The sequence below is a fragment of the Actinomadura sp. NEAU-AAG7 genome (assembly GCF_018603865.1).
GTDB lineage: Bacteria > Actinomycetota > Actinomycetes > Streptosporangiales > Streptosporangiaceae > Spirillospora > Spirillospora litoris.
The window spans coordinates 13573-28705 of the sequence record NZ_JAHFZY010000004.1 but is presented as its reverse complement, the minus strand read 5'-3'; the positions used below and the strand labels follow the sequence as shown (position 1 = coordinate 28705).

At 71.9% G+C, this 15133-nt stretch carries 17 protein-coding genes, 1 pseudogene and 1 riboswitch; of the genes and pseudogenes, 10 read left to right on the top strand and 8 right to left on the bottom strand.

From position 1 onward, the window contains the following. Positions 1 to 11 precede the first annotated feature (11 nt). Together KLI87_RS19090 and KLI87_RS19085 are read left to right on the top strand one after the other, a co-directional pair. Positions 12 to 659 carry an AAA family ATPase gene (locus KLI87_RS19090; protein WP_214618141.1) on the top strand — a complete coding sequence of 216 codons (648 nt, stop codon included), beginning with the start codon at positions 12 to 14 and terminating at the stop codon, positions 657 to 659. Between the two features lie 19 nt (positions 660 to 678). Next, on the top strand, positions 679 to 1452 hold the full coding sequence (locus KLI87_RS19085; RefSeq protein ID WP_214618140.1) for an aldo/keto reductase: 774 nt from the start codon (positions 679 to 681) through the stop codon (positions 1450 to 1452). On the opposite strand, the gene KLI87_RS19080 is transcribed toward KLI87_RS19085, so the two are convergent. Further along, positions 1449 to 1898 carry a MarR family winged helix-turn-helix transcriptional regulator gene (locus KLI87_RS19080; protein ID WP_156222234.1) on the bottom strand — a complete coding sequence of 150 codons (450 nt, stop codon included), beginning with the start codon at positions 1896 to 1898 and terminating at the stop codon, positions 1449 to 1451. The two genes, KLI87_RS19085 and KLI87_RS19080, sit on opposite strands and share 4 nt — an antisense overlap. Before the next feature lie 117 nt (positions 1899 to 2015). Between KLI87_RS19080 and KLI87_RS41880 the strand changes: the two are divergent. Both KLI87_RS41880 and KLI87_RS40165 read left to right on the top strand, forming a co-directional pair. Then, positions 2016 to 2288, top strand: a pseudogene (locus KLI87_RS41880) (LLM class flavin-dependent oxidoreductase); the annotation flags it as partial. A gap of 37 nt (positions 2289 to 2325) precedes the next feature. Then, positions 2326 to 2604 carry an NAD(P)H-dependent oxidoreductase gene (locus KLI87_RS40165; protein ID WP_250904052.1) on the top strand — a complete coding sequence of 93 codons (279 nt, stop codon included), beginning with the start codon at positions 2326 to 2328 and terminating at the stop codon, positions 2602 to 2604. Here KLI87_RS40165 and KLI87_RS40160 read toward each other — a convergent pair. Continuing rightward, complete coding sequence (locus tag KLI87_RS40160; protein WP_250904051.1) at positions 2577 to 3563, bottom strand: hypothetical protein; 987 nt, start codon at positions 3561 to 3563, stop codon at positions 2577 to 2579. The genes KLI87_RS40165 and KLI87_RS40160 overlap by 28 nt on opposite strands. Before the next feature lie 291 nt (positions 3564 to 3854). Here KLI87_RS40160 and KLI87_RS19070 point away from each other — a divergent pair, with 291 nt between their 5' ends. The 3 genes from KLI87_RS19070 (at position 3855) to KLI87_RS19060 (ending at position 6142) form a co-directional block, all read left to right on the top strand. After that, complete coding sequence (locus KLI87_RS19070; protein ID WP_156222238.1) at positions 3855 to 4433, top strand: hypothetical protein; 579 nt, start codon at positions 3855 to 3857, stop codon at positions 4431 to 4433. 259 nt (positions 4434 to 4692) lie between these two features. Further along, positions 4693 to 5403 (top strand): restriction endonuclease, encoded by a 711-nt coding sequence (locus KLI87_RS41575; RefSeq protein WP_214618139.1) that lies wholly within the window; start codon positions 4693 to 4695, stop codon positions 5401 to 5403. A gap of 28 nt (positions 5404 to 5431) precedes the next feature. Then, on the top strand, positions 5432 to 6142 hold the full coding sequence (locus KLI87_RS19060) for a class I SAM-dependent methyltransferase (protein ID WP_214618138.1): 711 nt from the start codon (positions 5432 to 5434) through the stop codon (positions 6140 to 6142). Positions 6143 to 6146: 4 nt separating this feature from the next. Here the strand turns inward: KLI87_RS19060 and KLI87_RS19055 are convergent, their stop codons facing one another. Beyond that, the gene (locus KLI87_RS19055; protein WP_214618137.1) at positions 6147 to 7061 is read right to left on the bottom strand and encodes an NAD(P)-dependent oxidoreductase; all 915 of its coding nucleotides are present in this window, start codon (positions 7059 to 7061) and stop codon (positions 6147 to 6149) included. A 50-nt stretch (positions 7062 to 7111) separates the two neighbouring features. Between KLI87_RS19055 and KLI87_RS19050 the strand changes: the two genes are divergently transcribed. Next, positions 7112 to 7540 (top strand): MerR family transcriptional regulator, encoded by a 429-nt coding sequence (locus KLI87_RS19050; RefSeq protein WP_214618136.1) that lies wholly within the window; start codon positions 7112 to 7114, stop codon positions 7538 to 7540. On the opposite strand, the gene KLI87_RS19045 is transcribed toward KLI87_RS19050, so the two are convergent. The 5 genes from KLI87_RS19045 to KLI87_RS19025 all read right to left on the bottom strand — a co-directional run bounded on the left by KLI87_RS19045 (position 7521) and on the right by KLI87_RS19025 (position 12331). Then, complete coding sequence (locus tag KLI87_RS19045) at positions 7521 to 8291, bottom strand: ABC transporter ATP-binding protein (protein WP_214618135.1); 771 nt, start codon at positions 8289 to 8291, stop codon at positions 7521 to 7523. The two genes, KLI87_RS19050 and KLI87_RS19045, sit on opposite strands and share 20 nt — an antisense overlap. Continuing rightward, positions 8288 to 9322, bottom strand: coding sequence for an iron ABC transporter permease (locus tag KLI87_RS19040; protein ID WP_214618134.1), 1035 nt, complete (start codon positions 9320 to 9322; stop codon positions 8288 to 8290). Before KLI87_RS19040 ends, KLI87_RS19045 begins: the two co-directional genes overlap by 4 nt. Continuing rightward, entirely contained in the window at positions 9319 to 10299 is a 981-nt protein-coding gene (locus KLI87_RS19035) for an ABC transporter substrate-binding protein (protein ID WP_214618133.1), read from the bottom strand. Before KLI87_RS19035 ends, KLI87_RS19040 begins: the two co-directional genes overlap by 4 nt. A gap of 34 nt (positions 10300 to 10333) precedes the next feature. Further along, positions 10334 to 10533: riboswitch (cobalamin riboswitch) on the bottom strand. Between the two features lie 119 nt (positions 10534 to 10652). Next, a complete protein-coding gene (locus KLI87_RS19030) occupies positions 10653 to 11702 on the bottom strand; it encodes an alpha/beta fold hydrolase (protein ID WP_214618132.1) in 1050 nt (349 codons plus the stop codon). Between the two features lie 323 nt (positions 11703 to 12025). After that, a complete protein-coding gene (locus KLI87_RS19025) occupies positions 12026 to 12331 on the bottom strand; it encodes an STAS domain-containing protein (protein WP_173391018.1) in 306 nt (101 codons plus the stop codon). Positions 12332 to 12629: 298 nt separating this feature from the next. Between KLI87_RS19025 and KLI87_RS19020 the strand changes: the two genes are divergently transcribed. Continuing rightward, positions 12630 to 13325 (top strand): TetR/AcrR family transcriptional regulator, encoded by a 696-nt coding sequence (locus tag KLI87_RS19020; protein WP_214618131.1) that lies wholly within the window; start codon positions 12630 to 12632, stop codon positions 13323 to 13325. A 98-nt stretch (positions 13326 to 13423) separates the two neighbouring features. Next, complete coding sequence (locus KLI87_RS19015) at positions 13424 to 14773, top strand: NAD(P)/FAD-dependent oxidoreductase (protein WP_214618130.1); 1350 nt, start codon at positions 13424 to 13426, stop codon at positions 14771 to 14773. Positions 14774 to 15133 lie beyond the last annotated feature (360 nt).

Here is a 15133-nt window from a genome sequence, read left to right as displayed (position 1 = left end):
CGCTTATGGCCATGCCCGACGAGATGCCCTTGCGGAACGCCTATTGGATCGGCGGCGGAAGCGGCGCCGGTAAGACGACCATCGCGCGGCGTCTCGCGGCCCGGTACGGATTGCGCCTCTACTCGACCGACGACGTGATGCCGGACCACGCCGCGCGCTGTTCACCGGACGACGCGCCTTTCCTGAATGAGTTCAAGTCCATGGGAATGGACGAGCGCTGGGTGAACCGTTCTCCACGGGAGATGCTGGAGACCTTCCACTGGTTCCGGGGCGAGGGCTTCTCTCTGATCGTCGAGGATCTGCTGCGGCTGCCGGAGGACGAAGGCGTGATCGTCGAGGGTTTCCGGTTGCTGCCCCGCCTCGTCCGGCCGCTGCTCGCCGGTCCGGGCCGCGCGGTGTGGCTGCTGCCGACGCCGGAGTTCCGCCGGGCCGCGTTCGAGCGCCGGGGCTGGGCCATCCCGCGCCGGACGAGCGATCCCGGACGGGCCCGGTACAACCTGCTCGAACGCGACAGGATGTTCACCGACCGGCTCATGGACGAGACCACCGGGCTCGGCCTGCCCGCCGTCGAGGTCGGCACCGCGATGGACGAGGACGCGCTCGCCGCCCAGGTGGCCACGGCTTTCGGGCTCCGACCCGCGAGGCTTCCGCGCCGATGATCCGGGCAGAATGCGGAGCATGACTGCGACTGTGAACCTGCCTGGCGGCACCGCGCTGCCGTTGATCGGTTTCGGGACCTGGGAGCTGCCGCCCGCGACGGCCTACGAGGCGACGCGCACGGCGCTGGAGGTCGGCTACCGGCATATCGACACCGCGGCGCTGTACCAGAACGAGGCGGATGTCGGCAGGGCCGTCAAGGACAGCGGCGTCGGCCGGGACCAGGTCTTCGTCACCACCAAGCTGCGGCCGCGGGACGCGCGGCAGGCCCGGCGCGCGCTGGAGTCGAGCCTGCGGCTGCTCGACACCGACTACGTCGACCTCTGGCTGATCCACTGGGCGACCGGCCCGGACGACCTCGTCCCGACGTGGGAGGCGCTCCTGTCCGCCAAGGACGCGGGGCTGGCGCGCAACGTCGGGGTGAGCAACTACAGCCCGGCGCAGATCGACCACGTGACCGGGGCCACCGGGCGGAGTCCGGCGGTCAACCAGATCTCGTGGAGCCCGGGGCGGCACGACCCGGCCCTGCTGGAGGAGCACCGGCGCCGGGGCGTCGTCGTCGAGGGCTACAGCGGGCTGAACAACACCGACCTGCGCGACCCCGTGCTCACCGGGATCGCCGAGCGGCACGGCGTCAGCACCGCGCAGGTGATCCTGCGCTGGCACCTGGAGCATGGCATCGTGATCCTGCCGAGGTCGTCGCGCCGCGAGCACATCGCCGCCAACCTCGACCTGGACGGCTTCGACCTCACGGCGGACGACGTCGCCGCGATCGACGCCCTCGCCAAGGGCTAGGACTCGGTACCCGGGTCCAGGCGGGCCCAGATCTCGGCGAGGCGGCGCAGGTCGCCGTCGTCCAGGCGGCTGAAGAACAGCGCGTGCAGGTCGTCGTGGTGGCGGCGGCGGGCGCGGCGGATCAGCGCCCGCCCGCCGCCGGTGAGCGCCGCCTCGAAGCCGCGCCCGTCGGCGGCCGAGCGGCGGCGCTCGATCAGGCCGCGGTTCTGGAGGCGGTCGGCGAGGCGGGTGAACCCGCCGGTGGACATCAGGCGGCGCTGGGCGAGGTCCGACATGCGCATGCCCCCGGGCCCGGCCTCGTAGAGCAGGGACAGCACGCTGTACTCGGCCATGCTCACGTTCAGCGGGGCGAGCCCCGCCTCCAGCGCGCGCCAGAGCCGGTCGTGGGTCAGCAGGAACCCGCCCCAAGCGTCCTGCTCAAGGTCGCGTAGACCGTCGGTCGCCATGGCCGCACCGTATCCGGATGCCGGCGCCGCGACCAAGCCGGAATACCTGCCTGCGCAGACAAGTCATCCGGTCAGGCCGGGCGCACCCGGGGCCCGGCGGCCGGGAGAGGACCGGAGATGGCGTTCGAGATCGGCATCATGCTGTTCGGCGAGGTCACGCGGGACCCGGTCACCGGGGCGGCGCCGTCACCGCGGCGGCGCGTCCGGGAGACGATCGAGCAGGCGAGGGTCGCCGACGAGGTGGGGCCGGCGGCGGCGGCCGAGCGCACCGAGCGCATCCGGCTGACGAGTTCGGTCACCGTCCTCGGCTCGGAGGACCCCGTGCGCGTCTGGGAGCAGCTCGCCACGATCGACCTGCTGTCGGCGGGCCGGGCGGAGATCATCGCGGGCCGCGCCGCGAGGTCGCCGCGCTCGGAGCGAGGGCGGCATGACGGCAACGGAACCGGCGCTGCGGGTCGTCGTCGTCAACGGGAGCCCGAGCCGCCCGTCCAGGACGATGGGGCTGGTCGACGTCGTCCTCGACACGCTGGAGAAGGCGCTGCCGGTCGAGGCGTCCCGGATCGACGTGTACGGCCTCGGGCCGGGATTCACCGGGGCGGTCGAACGCGCCGGTGCCGCGCCCGAGGTCGAAGACGCGCTGCGCCTCGCCGAGGGGCCCCGCAGGGACCTTGGTCCTCTTCACGGTCCTTCGGTGAGGACGTCTTGAAGGGGGCGGCGGACGCTGGTCAGGACCTCGGTGTCGGGCATGCCGAAGCGCAGCAGCAGTTGCGGCCACGCGTCCCCGCAGAAGTGGGTGCGGATGAACGCGCGCAGCTCCGGGATCTGGAGCGACTGCGTGTGGTAGGCGGCGGCGAACCCGTGCTGGGAGGCGCGCAGCAGGCTGCGCTGGAGGCCCTGGCCCGCACGCAGCCAGTCGGCGGGCCGGTCGGTGTCGGTGACCAGCAGGACGATCACCCCGGCCGTGGGCGGCTCCTCGGTGTGGACGGGGTCGGCGCCCCAGCCGCGTCCCCGCGCGAAGTCCCGGGCGGAGAAATGCGGATCGGTCCACGGTGTGGTGCGCGGATAGGAGCCGTGCTGGACTCCGTCGGTGCGGTGGCCGCCCGGGGCCGGGGCCCAGCGGGCGATCTCGCTCGCGTAGGAGGGGGTGCGGCGCTGGATGTGCTCGGCGGCGTTGTTGAGCGCGGCCAAGGCGCCCTTGACGTGCGCGTCCACGGCCTGGATGAACCGGACGCCCTCCTGCTCGGCCTCGGCGCGGATCCGCGCCAGCTCCGGATCGAGCACGGGATCGGCCCGGAACCCCCCGCGGTGGCTGCGCCGCCGCCGGACCTGCGCGTGCAGCGCCCGCGTGTACTCGTCGGGATCCTCACCCGGGACGGCCTCGACATCGGCCAGCAGATGCGGCCGATCGGGGTCGGGCAGCAGCGTGACCTGCGGCTCCAGGCCCTGCGCCCGCAGCCCCAGCCGCAGGTTGAACAAGGCCGCGCCGCAACTGACCAGCATCTCCCGGCCCTCGGGATCGGCGACCTCCAGCCTGCGGTCGGCATCGGCTCGCAGACTGATCCGGGACCCGCTGAGTGTGAACCGCCACGGCTGGGTGTTGTGGATCGAGGGCGCCCAGACCGCGTCCTCCACGACGGCCCGAAGATCGGGCTGTAGTGCTCGCATGTTCTCCCCCCGGATTCGCCTTTCGCCAGGCCATCGGCCCGGGTGCGGGACTCCGGAGGGAGGAGGGCCCCGCGTGCGGGTCAGGCCCGATGGCCGGGCCGCTGTGTCGCGCCGCCCTCTGCCGCGGCGCGCGGCTGGACGTCGTCCACGTGCTACCCCGGGAAGGCGGGCCCAAGCCGCACCCGGACGGCGAGCAATTTGGAAGTTTGCGACGATATAGGGACATTGGGCCCTGCCGCCGACCTGATCGCTTGCCTAGCCTCACACTAGGAACGGACGAGGGAGGCGGCTATGGGGCCGAGCGGAGCGGCGTCGGGCTTCGACCGGCTACGGCGGAGGTTCGGCTTCGACCACAACGCGCTGCGCCGCGACGTGGACCGCAGGCAGTGGATGCTCGGAATCGCGCTGCTCATGCTGTTCCTGAGCCTCGCCCCGCCGCTGTGCGCGTGGGCGGGCCGGAGCGTCTACGCCTCGGGCGTCCGCGCCGAGCGGCAGGAGAGGGCGACCCGGCACGAGGTCAGCGCCACCGTCCTGCGGGTCGAGGACATGCGCTCGGGACGGAAGGTCACCGTGACCTGGCGTGAGCCCGACGGCACCGCGCGGACGGGGTCGTTCACCGCCTTCCACGGCGGCACGGCGGGCCAGCGGCGCGAGGTGTGGGTCGGGCCGTCGTCGCAGGTCACCGACGAGGCGCCGCGCCACCACACGCGGACGGTCGGCGACACCCTGACCGTCGCGCTCGGCAGCGCGATGGCCCTCGGCATGCCGCTGCTGGGGCTGTACCTGATCATCCGCTACCGCTGCGACCAGCGCCGATACCGCCTGTGGGACGCGGAATGGGCGCGCTTCGGCACCCGCCGAATCCCCTAGCCGACCACCGAGGGCCTCGACCGAAAAATCGGCAAATTTGCCAGAAAAGGCGTTCAGGGTCGGAGGTCAGATGCGGCGCCCCGACCCTGACCTCCGGTTCGCGTTTCGGATATCCCTAACGCGCGAAGTTGATCATCCGGCCGGATGGCCTCATGTGGACGCGGCGTTCTGAATTCGCGGGACGGGGGCCGATTCTGTCACGGATCCGTGTTTCCATCGCAGGATGAAGACCCCTCCTAGAAAAGGGAGCGGCGGGCCGGTGGCGCGCGTTCGGCCGAGCCCCTTCCACGAACACCGGCACCGCTGGCTGATTCCCGACTGGGTCACCCGGCTGAGGCTCCCCCGGAACGCCGGAGAATGGGGCTACACGGGTCTCGGGGCACTGGTCGCGGCGCTGGCGGCCGGGCTGGCCGTCAAGCAGGCGATCGCGCACCCGCTCATCGCGCTGGCGGCCCTCGCGGGCGTGTGGTGGCTGGTCGACCGCTGGTACCGGGCGCGCTGGGCGCGCGAGAAGGTGCGGCGCGAACGGCTCGCCGCCCTCTCGTGGACGATCGGCGAACTCGACGACATGACGTGGCTGAACTTCGAGGTCGCGGTCCGCGACCTGATGCGCCGGGACGGGATCGAGGCCGAGCACGTCGGCAAGGCGGGCGACTTCTCCGGCGATGTGATCGGCCTCGATCCCGTCCTCGGCGAGAGCTGGATGGTCCAGGTCAAGCACTACGGCCCGAAGTCCAAGGTCACCTCCGATGACGTCCAGAAGGTCGCGGGCGCGGCGTGGCCGATCTACCGGGCGAAACTGACCCTGGTCGTCACCACCAACACCTACACCCGCGACGCCCGGAGGTTCGCCAGCAAGGCCGGGATGCACCTCATCGACCGCGAGCGCCTGGTCGACTGGGCCGGGCGCGGCATCCACCTGTACGAGGTGCTCGGCATCGCCCCGCGCCCCCAGCGCTCGGCCTCCTGAGCCCCGGCCGGCGAAGTACGCCGGGGCGATGTTCTCGCCCCAGGGTCCGTCGCTGCGCGAACTGGCGGTCCAGTCGCTGTCCTCGGTCGAGCGCGGCTACGACCTGCTCGCCCCGAAGTTCGACCACACGCCCTTCCGGACCCCCGACGCCATCCTCGACGCCACCACCGACGCGCTGCGTCCGCGCGGCCTGTTCGAGCGGGGGCTGGACGTGTGCTGCGGCACCGGCGCGGGCATGCGGACGCTCGAACCGCTGTGCAAGGAACAGGTCGCGGGCGTCGACTTCAGCGCCGGAATGCTCGCCCGGGCACGCGAGGCGCACCCCGGCGCGGAATGGATCCGAGCCGACGTCCGCGCCCTTCCCTTCTCCGAGGCATTCGACCTGGCCGTCACCTTCGGCGCCCTCGGGCATCTGCTGCCCGCCGAACGTCCGGCGCTCTTCGCCGGGGTGCACCGCGCGCTGCGGCCGGGCGGCCTGTTCGCCTTTCCGATCGGCGCGCCGCCGCCCATCGCGTCCGTCGGGTATTGGACGCTGCTCGGGTTCGACGCGGCCATGCGGATCCGCAACGCGATATGGCGCCCCCCGTTCGTCATGTACTACCGCACCTGCCCTCTCCAGGCGATGCGCGACGATTTGGCGGCGGCCGGGTTCACGGTGACGACCACCCCGCTGGAGGGCCTGGGCCGCCGGGAGGACGGAAGCCCGCGCTACCGCCTCCTCCTCGCCCGCAAGCCCTGACCGGTCAGGCCCGCGCGGGCTTGCGGAACTGCTCGATCAACGCCGCGTAGCCGTCGCCGCCGCGCCCGGCCGCCACCGCCCGTCCGGCCAGATCCTGGATGAGCCTCGGCAACTCGGCGTTGACACCGAGCGCCTCGCTCTCGGCGACGAGGTGCCGCATCGCGGCCGCGTGGGTGTCGATGGTGGAGTCGTAGGCCGGATACACGCCGTCGTCGACCTGCCGCGCGTAGTCCGGCAGCCAGTCCGTCACGGTCTCGATCCCCTTGGTCGCGATCGGAACGAACGCCGACGCGTCGACCCCGGCCGCGCCGAGCAGGGCGGCGCTCTGCAGAAAGCCGTTCAGAATGTTCCACATCAGGCTCAGCATGGAGACGTCGTACAACGACGCCAGCCCATGGTCGTCCCCGAGGTACGTGACGCCCGCGCCCAGGCTGCTTAGCGCCGACTCGTGCGCTTCGAAGGCCGATCGCGGCCCGCTGTAGAGGACGAGGGCGTCCTTTCCGATGCCCTCGGGAACGGCCAGGATCGCCCCGTCGAGATAGCCGGCCCCCGCCCATTCGGCGGTCTCCCGCGCCTCCCGCGGCGTCCCCGAGGTCAGATTGACCAGGACCCGCCCGCCGAGGACGTCGCCCAGCGGTTCGAGGAGCCCCCGCACCCCTTCGTAATCGGTGAGGCAGACGACGACGAGCGGACTCGCCGCCACCGCGTCACCGACGGAGTCGGCGAATTGCGCGCCCCGCGCCACGAGGCCCTCACCCTTCGCGGCCGTGCGGTTCCATATGGTCGTGGGATGCCCGGCGTCCAGAAAGGCTCCGGCCAGTGCCTGTCCCATCAGCCCGAGCCCGATGACGGTCACGGGGGTGCGGTCGGCGCCCTGGTCGGGCGCCGCGTGCTCTTTTTCGGTCGTGTTGGAGGTCATGGCAGAATCATCAACGTTCATATCGATATGAAGGTCAAGGGGGAACGGCCGTGCGGATCGGGGAGTTGGGCCGGCGGGCCGGAGTCCACACGCACCAACTGCGCTACTACGAGGCCCAGGGCCTCCTGGAGCCCGGCCGCGGCTCCAACGGCTACCGCGAGTACAGCGACGACGACGTCCTGACCGTGTACCAGATCAGGAAGCTGCTCGGGGCCGGGCTGTCCACCGAGGAGATCGCCTACATGCTCCCCTGCGTCAGCGGCGTGAGCCTTGAGATCGAACCGTGCTCCGAGCTCATGGACGTGCTCAACGCCCGCCTCGACGGGCTGGACGAGCGCATCGACACCCTCACCCGCTCCCGCCGGGCCCTGCACGACTTCATCAAGAACACCGAGATGCGCGCCCCGCAGAACTGCGAGACCACCCACAGCGACGCGGAAAGGGCCGCTCACCCCATGGTCAGTCCGGGAGGACGGTGATCTGCGGGGCGGCGGTGCGCGGGTGTGCGCTGACCTCCGCGTTGACCCGGTAGACCCGGGCCAGGAGTTCCGGGGTCAGGACCTCGCCGGGCGGGCCGTCCGCCAGCAGGGCTCCCTCGTGGAGGACGCAGAGGCGGTCGCAGAACGCGGCGGCCAGGTTCAGGTCGTGCAGGGCGATCAGGGCGGTGGCGCCCAGGCCGCGGACCAGGCGCAGAGCGTCGATCTGGTGGCGCAGGTCCAGGTGGTTGGTGGGTTCGTCCAAGACCAGCGCGGCGGGACGTTGGGCCAGGGCGCGGGCGATGAGCACGCGTTGCTTCTCGCCGCCGGAGAGGCGGTCGAAGGGGGCCTCCGCCAGGTGCGCGACGTCCAGTTCGGCGAGCGAGCGCAGAATGATGTCGCGGTCGTTCGCGTCGTCGCCCTGGAAGGCGCGTTTGTGCGGGGTGCGGCCCATCGCCGCCACGTCGTAGACGGTCAGTTCGAAGTCGCCGGGCGTTTCCTGGAGAACGGCGGCCAGCCGCCGCGCGAGCCTTTTCCCCGGCATTCGCCAGACGTCCTCGCCGTCCAGGAGTATTCGGCCCGAGGTGGGGCGCGATGCCCGGTAGAACGTGCGGAGAAGGGTGGACTTCCCGGCGCCGTTGGGGCCGACCAGGCCGACGACCTCGCCGGGGGCGATGTCCAGGGAGACCGCGTCGACCAGGGTCCGGCCGTCCATGGCGACCGACACCTTCTCGGCCCGCAGCGCTACCGTCATCGGGCCGCCTTCCGGCGCATCAGCCAGAGGAAGAAGGGGCCGCCGACCAGGGCGGTGAGGACGCCGACGGGGATCTCCTCCGGCGCGACGAGCGTGCGCGCGGCCAGGTCGGCGAGGATCAGGAACGCCGCGCCGAGCAGCGCGACGGCCGGGAGCGCGCGGCGGTGGTCGGCGCCGACCAGCAGCCGCACCACGTGCGGCATCATCAGCCCGACGAACCCGATCGAGCCGCTGACCGCCACGACCGCGCCGATCATCAGCGCGACCAGCACGAACAGGGACGCGCGGAACCGGTGCACGTCCAGGCCCAGCGCCGCGGCGGCCTCCTCCCCGGCCAGCAGCAGGTTCAGGTGCCGGGACACCCCCAGCAGGACCGCGGTCCCGGCCAGCACGATCACGGCCGGGATCCACACGACCGTCCACCGCGTCCCGGCCAGGCCGCCCAGCATCCACCGCAGCGCCGACTCGGCCGCGCGCGGGTCGTCGGAGCTGATCACCAGGTAGCTCGCGACCGCCGACAGCACCTCGGCCGTGGCGACCCCCGCGAGCACGAGGCGCACCGTGGTCATCCGCCCGCCCGAGCGGGCCAGCAGGTAGACCGCGACCAGCGCCGCGAGCGCGCCGCAGAAGGCGGCGAGCGGGAGCGAGAACGCCCCGAACCAGGCCAGGTGGAACACCACGACCGTCACCGCGCCGACCGTCGCGCCCGACGAGACGCCGAGCAGCATCGGGTCGGCGAGCGGGTTGCGGACGAGGGCCTGGAGCGCCGTCCCGCACACCGACAGGCCCGCCCCCACCACGCCGCACAGCAGGACCCGGGGCAGCCGCACGTCGATCACGATCGTCTCGCGGACCGGCGGCCACGCCGGGTCGGCCAGCGCCGGGTGCGCCCGGTGCAGCAGGATGCCCCAGACCTGGTCCGGCGGGACGCGGACGGATCCGACCGCGACCCCCGCCGTCGCCGCCGCCAGCACCAGCGCGCCGAGGCAGGCGAGCACCAGCGCGTATCCGGCACGCCGGACGCCGGTCACGCGAAGCGGTCCGGGTGCAGCTGCCGGGCGAGCGACTCCACCGCGCCGGCCGCCCGCACGCCGGTCACCGTGGACGACAGCGGCAGCACCGCGAACCGGCGGTTCCTGATCGCGGGGACGTCCTTCAGCACGGGGTTCGACAGCAGGAACCGCTTCTTCGCCTCGGCGCTCTGGTCGCCGTAGTCATAGATCAGGACGACGTCCGGCGCCCGCTCGGCGAACTGCTCGAACGAGACGTCCCCGTAGGGTTTGCGCACGTCGGAGAACAGGTTGGCGCCGCCCGCCAGCCGGATGATCTCGTTGCCGATCCCGGCGCCCCCGGCGGTGAAGACCGTCTTGTCGCCGCTGTCGTAGACGGCGACCCTGGTCGGCGCGGTGCCGGTGGTCTTGCTCTTGACCCGGTCCAGGACGGCACGTAGCGCGTTGATCCGCTTTTCCGCGCGCTCGGGCACACCGAAGATCTTGGCGATGGTCCGGATCTCCTCCTCGACCGTCGCCATCGTCACCGGGCCCCGGGGGCACTCCTCGATGTTGAGGTGGGTGTCGATCCCGGCCTCGCGCAGGGCCGGCCGGCCACGGCCCTCCTTCTCGTCGAACGTGCTGGACCAGCCGCCGTAGACGAAGTCGGGCTCGGCCGCCAGCAGCGCCTCGAAGGACGGGTACTCCTTGGACAGCACCTTCACCCGGTCATAGGCGGCCTGGAACTCCGGCAGGACGCGGTCGTCGAGGAAGCCCGTCCCCACCATGGAGCGCTCCAGCCCGAGCGCCAGCATCACCTCGGTCGCGTGCTGGTTCAGCGACACCGCGCGCCGGGGCGGCCGTTCGTAGGTGGTCGTGACCCCGCAGTTCGCCACCGTCACCGGGAATCCGGGCGGCGCCGCCCCGCTCCCGCCCACCGCGTCCGTACCGGTGGAACCGCATCCGCCCGCCAGCAGGGCCGCGGCGGCCAGCAGCCCCGCGAGTCGTGCCCATGGCATCCCGCTCTCCTCTCTGGGGAGATCCGCCCCAGGTCAGTTGAGGAGGCGACCGCGTGAGTCTCCTGGCTCTCGGGTCAACGCTCGTCCCGGCCTTCCCTGCCGCTCGCGCGGTGGTGGCCTCGCTCGGGATCCGCTCGCCGATCACAGTGGCGGGACCGCGCCGGATTCGCACCGGCTTCCTCGTTCCGCCGTCGCCTACCCGCACATGGTGGCACACCTCGCTCTTGCCACAAAGTCGCAATAAGCCCGAATCGCCTGGTCGCCGCTCTGTCGGAGGCGGGGCGCAGCGTGCGGGCGCCCCGGCGGCCGGTCAAGGGGTGGACCGGCCGCCGGGGCGCGGCGCGAGGGGGGCGTCAGCGGGCGCAGCCCGCCAGTTCGGGGGTGGTGGGCTTGGTGTCGGCGCCGCCGAAGAACAGCGCCGAGCACTGCTGGAGGAAGGCCGGGTTCTCCTCGGGGATCCAGTGGCCGCTGTCGGGGGCGACGACCGTGCGGACGTCGGTGGCGACGGCGCCGAAGGACTGCCCGACGGCGGGGCCGAACACGTCCGCCGCGCCCATGGCGAGGACCGGGATCGTCAGCTTCTGCTCCGCCAGCCTCTTGTTGTCGGCGGCGTTGGTCGGGTAGGCGCGGTAGTAGTCGAACCCGGCGCTGCGGTGGGCGGCGTCGGAGTAGGCGTCGATGTAGGTCGACTGGGCGATCGCCTTCGGGTACTTGGCGGCGGCGAACAGCCAGCCCAGGTAGGTCGAGACGTGCGCCCGGTCGTTCACGAGCTGCTCGGGGACCGGCGCCGCGGTCATGTTGAACTGGAAGTGCCAGCTCAGGCCGTACGCGGACTCCAGCCCGAAGCCGTTGAGCGGGGCTTCGAGGACGGCCATGCGCGAGACGCCGCCGGGGAAGTTGCGGGCGTAGGGGTAGGCGACCAGCGCGCCGACGTCGTGGCCGAGGATCGCGACGTTGTCGTAGCCGAGCTTGGTCACGCCCTGGTGGAGCTTCGCCGCGACCGTGACCAGGTCGTACTTGCGGTCGGTGGGGATGGAGGACCTGCCGAGGCCCGGCAGGTCGAAGGCGATCACCGTGTGGGTCTTGGCGAGTTCGGGCATGACCTCGTGCCACTCGTACCAGGTCTCGGGCCACCCGTGCAGCAGCACCAGGGCGGGCCCCTGGCCGCCCTTGACGTAGTGCAGCGACCCTCCGTCGACCGGGACGAACCCGTGGCGGAAACCGCGCAGCCCCGCCAGGTCGCCCTGGCCGGGCAGCGCCGCCGGCCTGGACGCGGGGGACGCGGTGGCGGCCGTCGTGCCGAACAGCAGCGCGGCGACGGCCACGACCGCGCCGATGACGAGGCCCAGCCCGCGGGCGGGCCTCCGCGCGCCCGCCCCGTCGAGATTTCGCTTGGTATTCATGCCAGGCTCCCCTCCACATATGCAACACATGCGATCCCCGATCACCGGCGCCACTGACGCCGCCTCGGATATTACGGGGGCTGCCCATGGGAATGAAGTGGCCGCGACGATCTTCGCCGCCGGGCCGCGAATTGAGCACGAACGAAGAAATCGGGTCACCTACGGTGCCGCAGTGATCACTCAATCCCTATTGGGTCGGCGAATCGCGCCCTAGCCGGAACCGGCCAATCCCGGCCTTGCCGGTTTCGATGCCGGCGCGCCCCGCATGACCTTCGGTGACGGCACGGCGACGACGAGAAGCGGCCGAGAAATCCTGGCGGTTCTCAGGGGCCGTACAAGGGGAGCGTGTCGGACAGGCCGATCATCTCCAGCAACTGCACGAGTTCGGCATTCGGGCGGTACAGCCTTATCTCATGGCCCAGGCGGCGTGCCGTGAGCTGCATGCGCAGCAGAATTTCCAGCGTCGCCATATTCGGGCCCGCCGAGCCGCCGAGGTCGCACACGACCTCGCGGGGCGCCGCGTCCGACTCCCGCAGGGCCTCGCGCAGCCGCTCGCAGGGGTCGTCACCGGGGGTCGCGGCGTCCAGCCGGATGAAGACGGGGACGGCGTCCTGCTCGGGTCGCTCCATGCGCGGTCGCTCCCATGATCGAGGGCCCCCGAGGACCGGCCGTTTGCGGTAGCGCCCCATGCTCACACCCGCCGCCGCCCGCCGCCATCTCGTGCCGTGCGCACCCGGCCGGCGGCCGCCCGCACGATCGGAGATTTCCGCCGATCAGCGGGTGATTAGCCTCGGGAAGGTCGCCGGAATGCCACCGTCCGCGATGCACGCATCCGGCCGGTACGAGTCTGGACGCACCGAGGAGGGACCGTCCCATGCGCGTACGAATGTCCCGACCAGGGGCAGCCCGCAGGCCCCAGGCACCGTCGTGAGCCCCCGCCGATCCGACCCGCTCATCAGGCCCACGCTGATCGACATCGGGGCCCGGCTGATGTCGGAGGAGGGCCCTCGCGCCCTGTCGACCCGGCGGCTGGCGGCCGAGGCCGGATGCTCCACGATGGCCGTCTACACCCATTTCGGCGGCATGAGCGGGCTCGTCCGCGAAATGGTCCACGAGGGCTTCGCCCGGCTCCAGGTCCACTTCTCCCATGTCCTCGACACCTCCGATCCCGTCGCGGACATGGCGCTGCTCGGCCGCGCCTACCGCTACAACGCCCACCGCAATCCGCATCTGTACAGCATCATGTTCGGCACCTCGACCCACGCCGGTTTCTCGCTCACCGAAGAGGACCGCCAATACGGCCGATACACGCTCGCGAAGGTCGTCCACACCGCGCACCGCTGCATCACCGACGGACGCTTCAGCACCGACGATCCCGAGCTGGTCGCCCACCACATGTGGACGGCGCTCCACGGCCTGGTGACGCTCGAACTCGGCCATTACCTCATTCCCCCCTACGACCCCGACACGTGCTTCGAGAGCCAGCTCGTGAACCTCATGACGAGCGCGGGCGACAGCCGCGCGGCGGCGTCCGGGTCGGTCGCCGCGTCGCTGCTCCGGCTGGTCGGCGAGGTCGAGGACGTCAATGGCGACGCCCGCGCCGAAGGGGCCGCGCGCCCGTGAACGGCCGGACGCCACTCCAGCAATCCAGAAGGTGCCCGGTCGCGGGCGGGCTGCGACGGTGAATTCCAGTGCGGACAGAGACTGAAGGAGATGATCGGGTGGGTGCCAAGATCGGAAACCGCGCGGTACTGCTCGGTGGAAGCATCGCCGCCCTGTTCGCGGCGCGGGCGCTGGCGGAGGGGTACGAGGAGGTCGTCCTGGTCGACCGGGACGAGTTGGTCGGGGTGCGGGAGGTGCGCCGGGGAGCGCCGCAGGGCCGCCACATCAACGGCCTGCTGGCGCGCGGGTCGCGGGCCATGGAGGAGATGTTCCCCGAGATCACGGCGGAGCTCGTCAGGGACGGCTGCCCGCTGACGGACCTCGCGGGGACCGTCCGCTGGTACTTCAACGGGGTGCCGCTCCAGCAGACCCGTGCCGGGTTGACCAACGTGGCGGCCAGGCGTCCGCTCATGGAGGCGCACGTCCGCGAGCGGGTGCAGGCGTACGAGAACGTCACGTTCATGGAGAAGCACGACGTCCTCGGTCTCGTGACCAACGACGACAACTCCCGCGTCATCGGCGCGCGCGTCCAGCCGCGCGACACCGAGGGCGAGGAGATCGTGCTGGACGCCGACCTCGTCATCGACGCCACCGGGCGCGGCTCGCGCTCCCCCGTCTGGCTCACCGAACTCGGCTACGGCCGGGTGCAGGAGGACGGGGCGAAGATCGGGCTCGGGTACGCCAGCCGCCACTACGTCCTGAAGTCCGACCCGTTCGGCAAGGACCACTCGATCATCGTGGTGGCCTCGCCCGACCGCCCCCGCGGCGCGATCTTCACCAAGACCGACCACGGCACCGTCGAGTTGACCACCTACGGCATCCTCGGCGACCACCCGCCGACCGACCCCGAGGGGTTCACCGCCTTCGTCAAGACGCTGGCGGCACCGGAGATCTACGAGTCGATCGTGGACGCGAAGGCGATCGACGACCCGGCCCTCTACAAGTTCCCGACCACGCTGCGCCGCCGCTACGAGAAGTTCAACCGGTTCCCCGAGGGCTTCCTCATCATCGGCGACGCGGTCTGCACCCCGAACCCCGTCTTCGCCCAGGCGCAGACGCTGGCCGCCCTGGAGGCGCTGGCGCTGCTCAAGCACATGCGGAGCGGGAAGGCGCCGTCCTCGCTGGAGTTCATGCGCGAGGTCGGCCAGATCATCGACCCGGCGTGGGAGATGACCCGCGGCATCGACCTCAGCTTCCCCGGCGTCGAGGGGGAGCGCAGCCGGAAGCTGAAGATGATGCAGGCGTACATGACGCGGGTCATCATCGCCGCCACCCAGGACGCCACCGTCACCGAGGCGTTCATGCGGGCGGCCGGCCTCGTCGACCAGCCGCAGGCGCTCATGAAGCCCGGCCTGATGATGCGCGTGATGCGCACGTCGAACCGCGTCCTGGCCGCGGCCAAGGGGTGATCCAGGGTCGGCGGGCCTCGTGCCGGCCGACCTCGTCCTCGGGGGGCGGGCGCCATCATGGCGCCCGCCCCCCGTCGTCGTGAGGCCGGTCAAGGGGCGGGCTCCTCGGCGGGGTCCCGGGCGGGGACCTCGGCCGGCCCCTCGGCGGGCACGGCCCGCGGCGCGCCCGCGACGGCCTCCGGCCGCGCACGCCCACGTGCCGCCGGTTCCGCCATCGCACCCATACCCGTCCCCTTCCGGTCGCAGGATCGCCGCACCCGCACGGCTCGGTTATGTGACGACGGGGCGCCGGAAAACTCACCGCGGGCGTCCCGAACACCGCTTCAACTGCGGTCGTGCCGAGGGCACCGCGTGTCCCGC

Excerpts from the sequence above, each read along its gene's own strand:
- KLI87_RS19035 (WP_214618133.1), bottom strand. The coding sequence starts at position 10,299 with ATGCCATGGGCACGACTCGCGGGGCTGCTGGCCGCCGCGGCCCTGCTG.
- KLI87_RS19030 (WP_214618132.1), bottom strand. The coding sequence starts at position 11,702 with ATGAATACCAAGCGAAATCTCGACGGGGCGGGCGCGCGGAGGCCCGCC.
- KLI87_RS19045 (WP_214618135.1), bottom strand. The coding sequence starts at position 8,291 with ATGACGGTAGCGCTGCGGGCCGAGAAGGTGTCGGTCGCCATGGACGGC.
- KLI87_RS19085 (WP_214618140.1), top strand. The coding sequence starts at position 679 with ATGACTGCGACTGTGAACCTGCCTGGCGGCACCGCGCTGCCGTTGATC.
- KLI87_RS19080 (WP_156222234.1), bottom strand. The coding sequence starts at position 1,898 with ATGGCGACCGACGGTCTACGCGACCTTGAGCAGGACGCTTGGGGCGGG.
- KLI87_RS40165 (WP_250904052.1), top strand. The coding sequence starts at position 2,326 with ATGACGGCAACGGAACCGGCGCTGCGGGTCGTCGTCGTCAACGGGAGC.
- KLI87_RS40160 (WP_250904051.1), bottom strand. The coding sequence starts at position 3,563 with ATGCGAGCACTACAGCCCGATCTTCGGGCCGTCGTGGAGGACGCGGTC.
- KLI87_RS19060 (WP_214618138.1), top strand. The coding sequence starts at position 5,432 with ATGTTCTCGCCCCAGGGTCCGTCGCTGCGCGAACTGGCGGTCCAGTCG.
- KLI87_RS19055 (WP_214618137.1), bottom strand. The coding sequence starts at position 7,061 with ATGACCTCCAACACGACCGAAAAAGAGCACGCGGCGCCCGACCAGGGC.
- KLI87_RS19090 (WP_214618141.1), top strand. The coding sequence starts at position 12 with ATGCCCGACGAGATGCCCTTGCGGAACGCCTATTGGATCGGCGGCGGA.
- KLI87_RS19070 (WP_156222238.1), top strand. The coding sequence starts at position 3,855 with ATGGGGCCGAGCGGAGCGGCGTCGGGCTTCGACCGGCTACGGCGGAGG.
- KLI87_RS19025 (WP_173391018.1), bottom strand. The coding sequence starts at position 12,331 with ATGGAGCGACCCGAGCAGGACGCCGTCCCCGTCTTCATCCGGCTGGAC.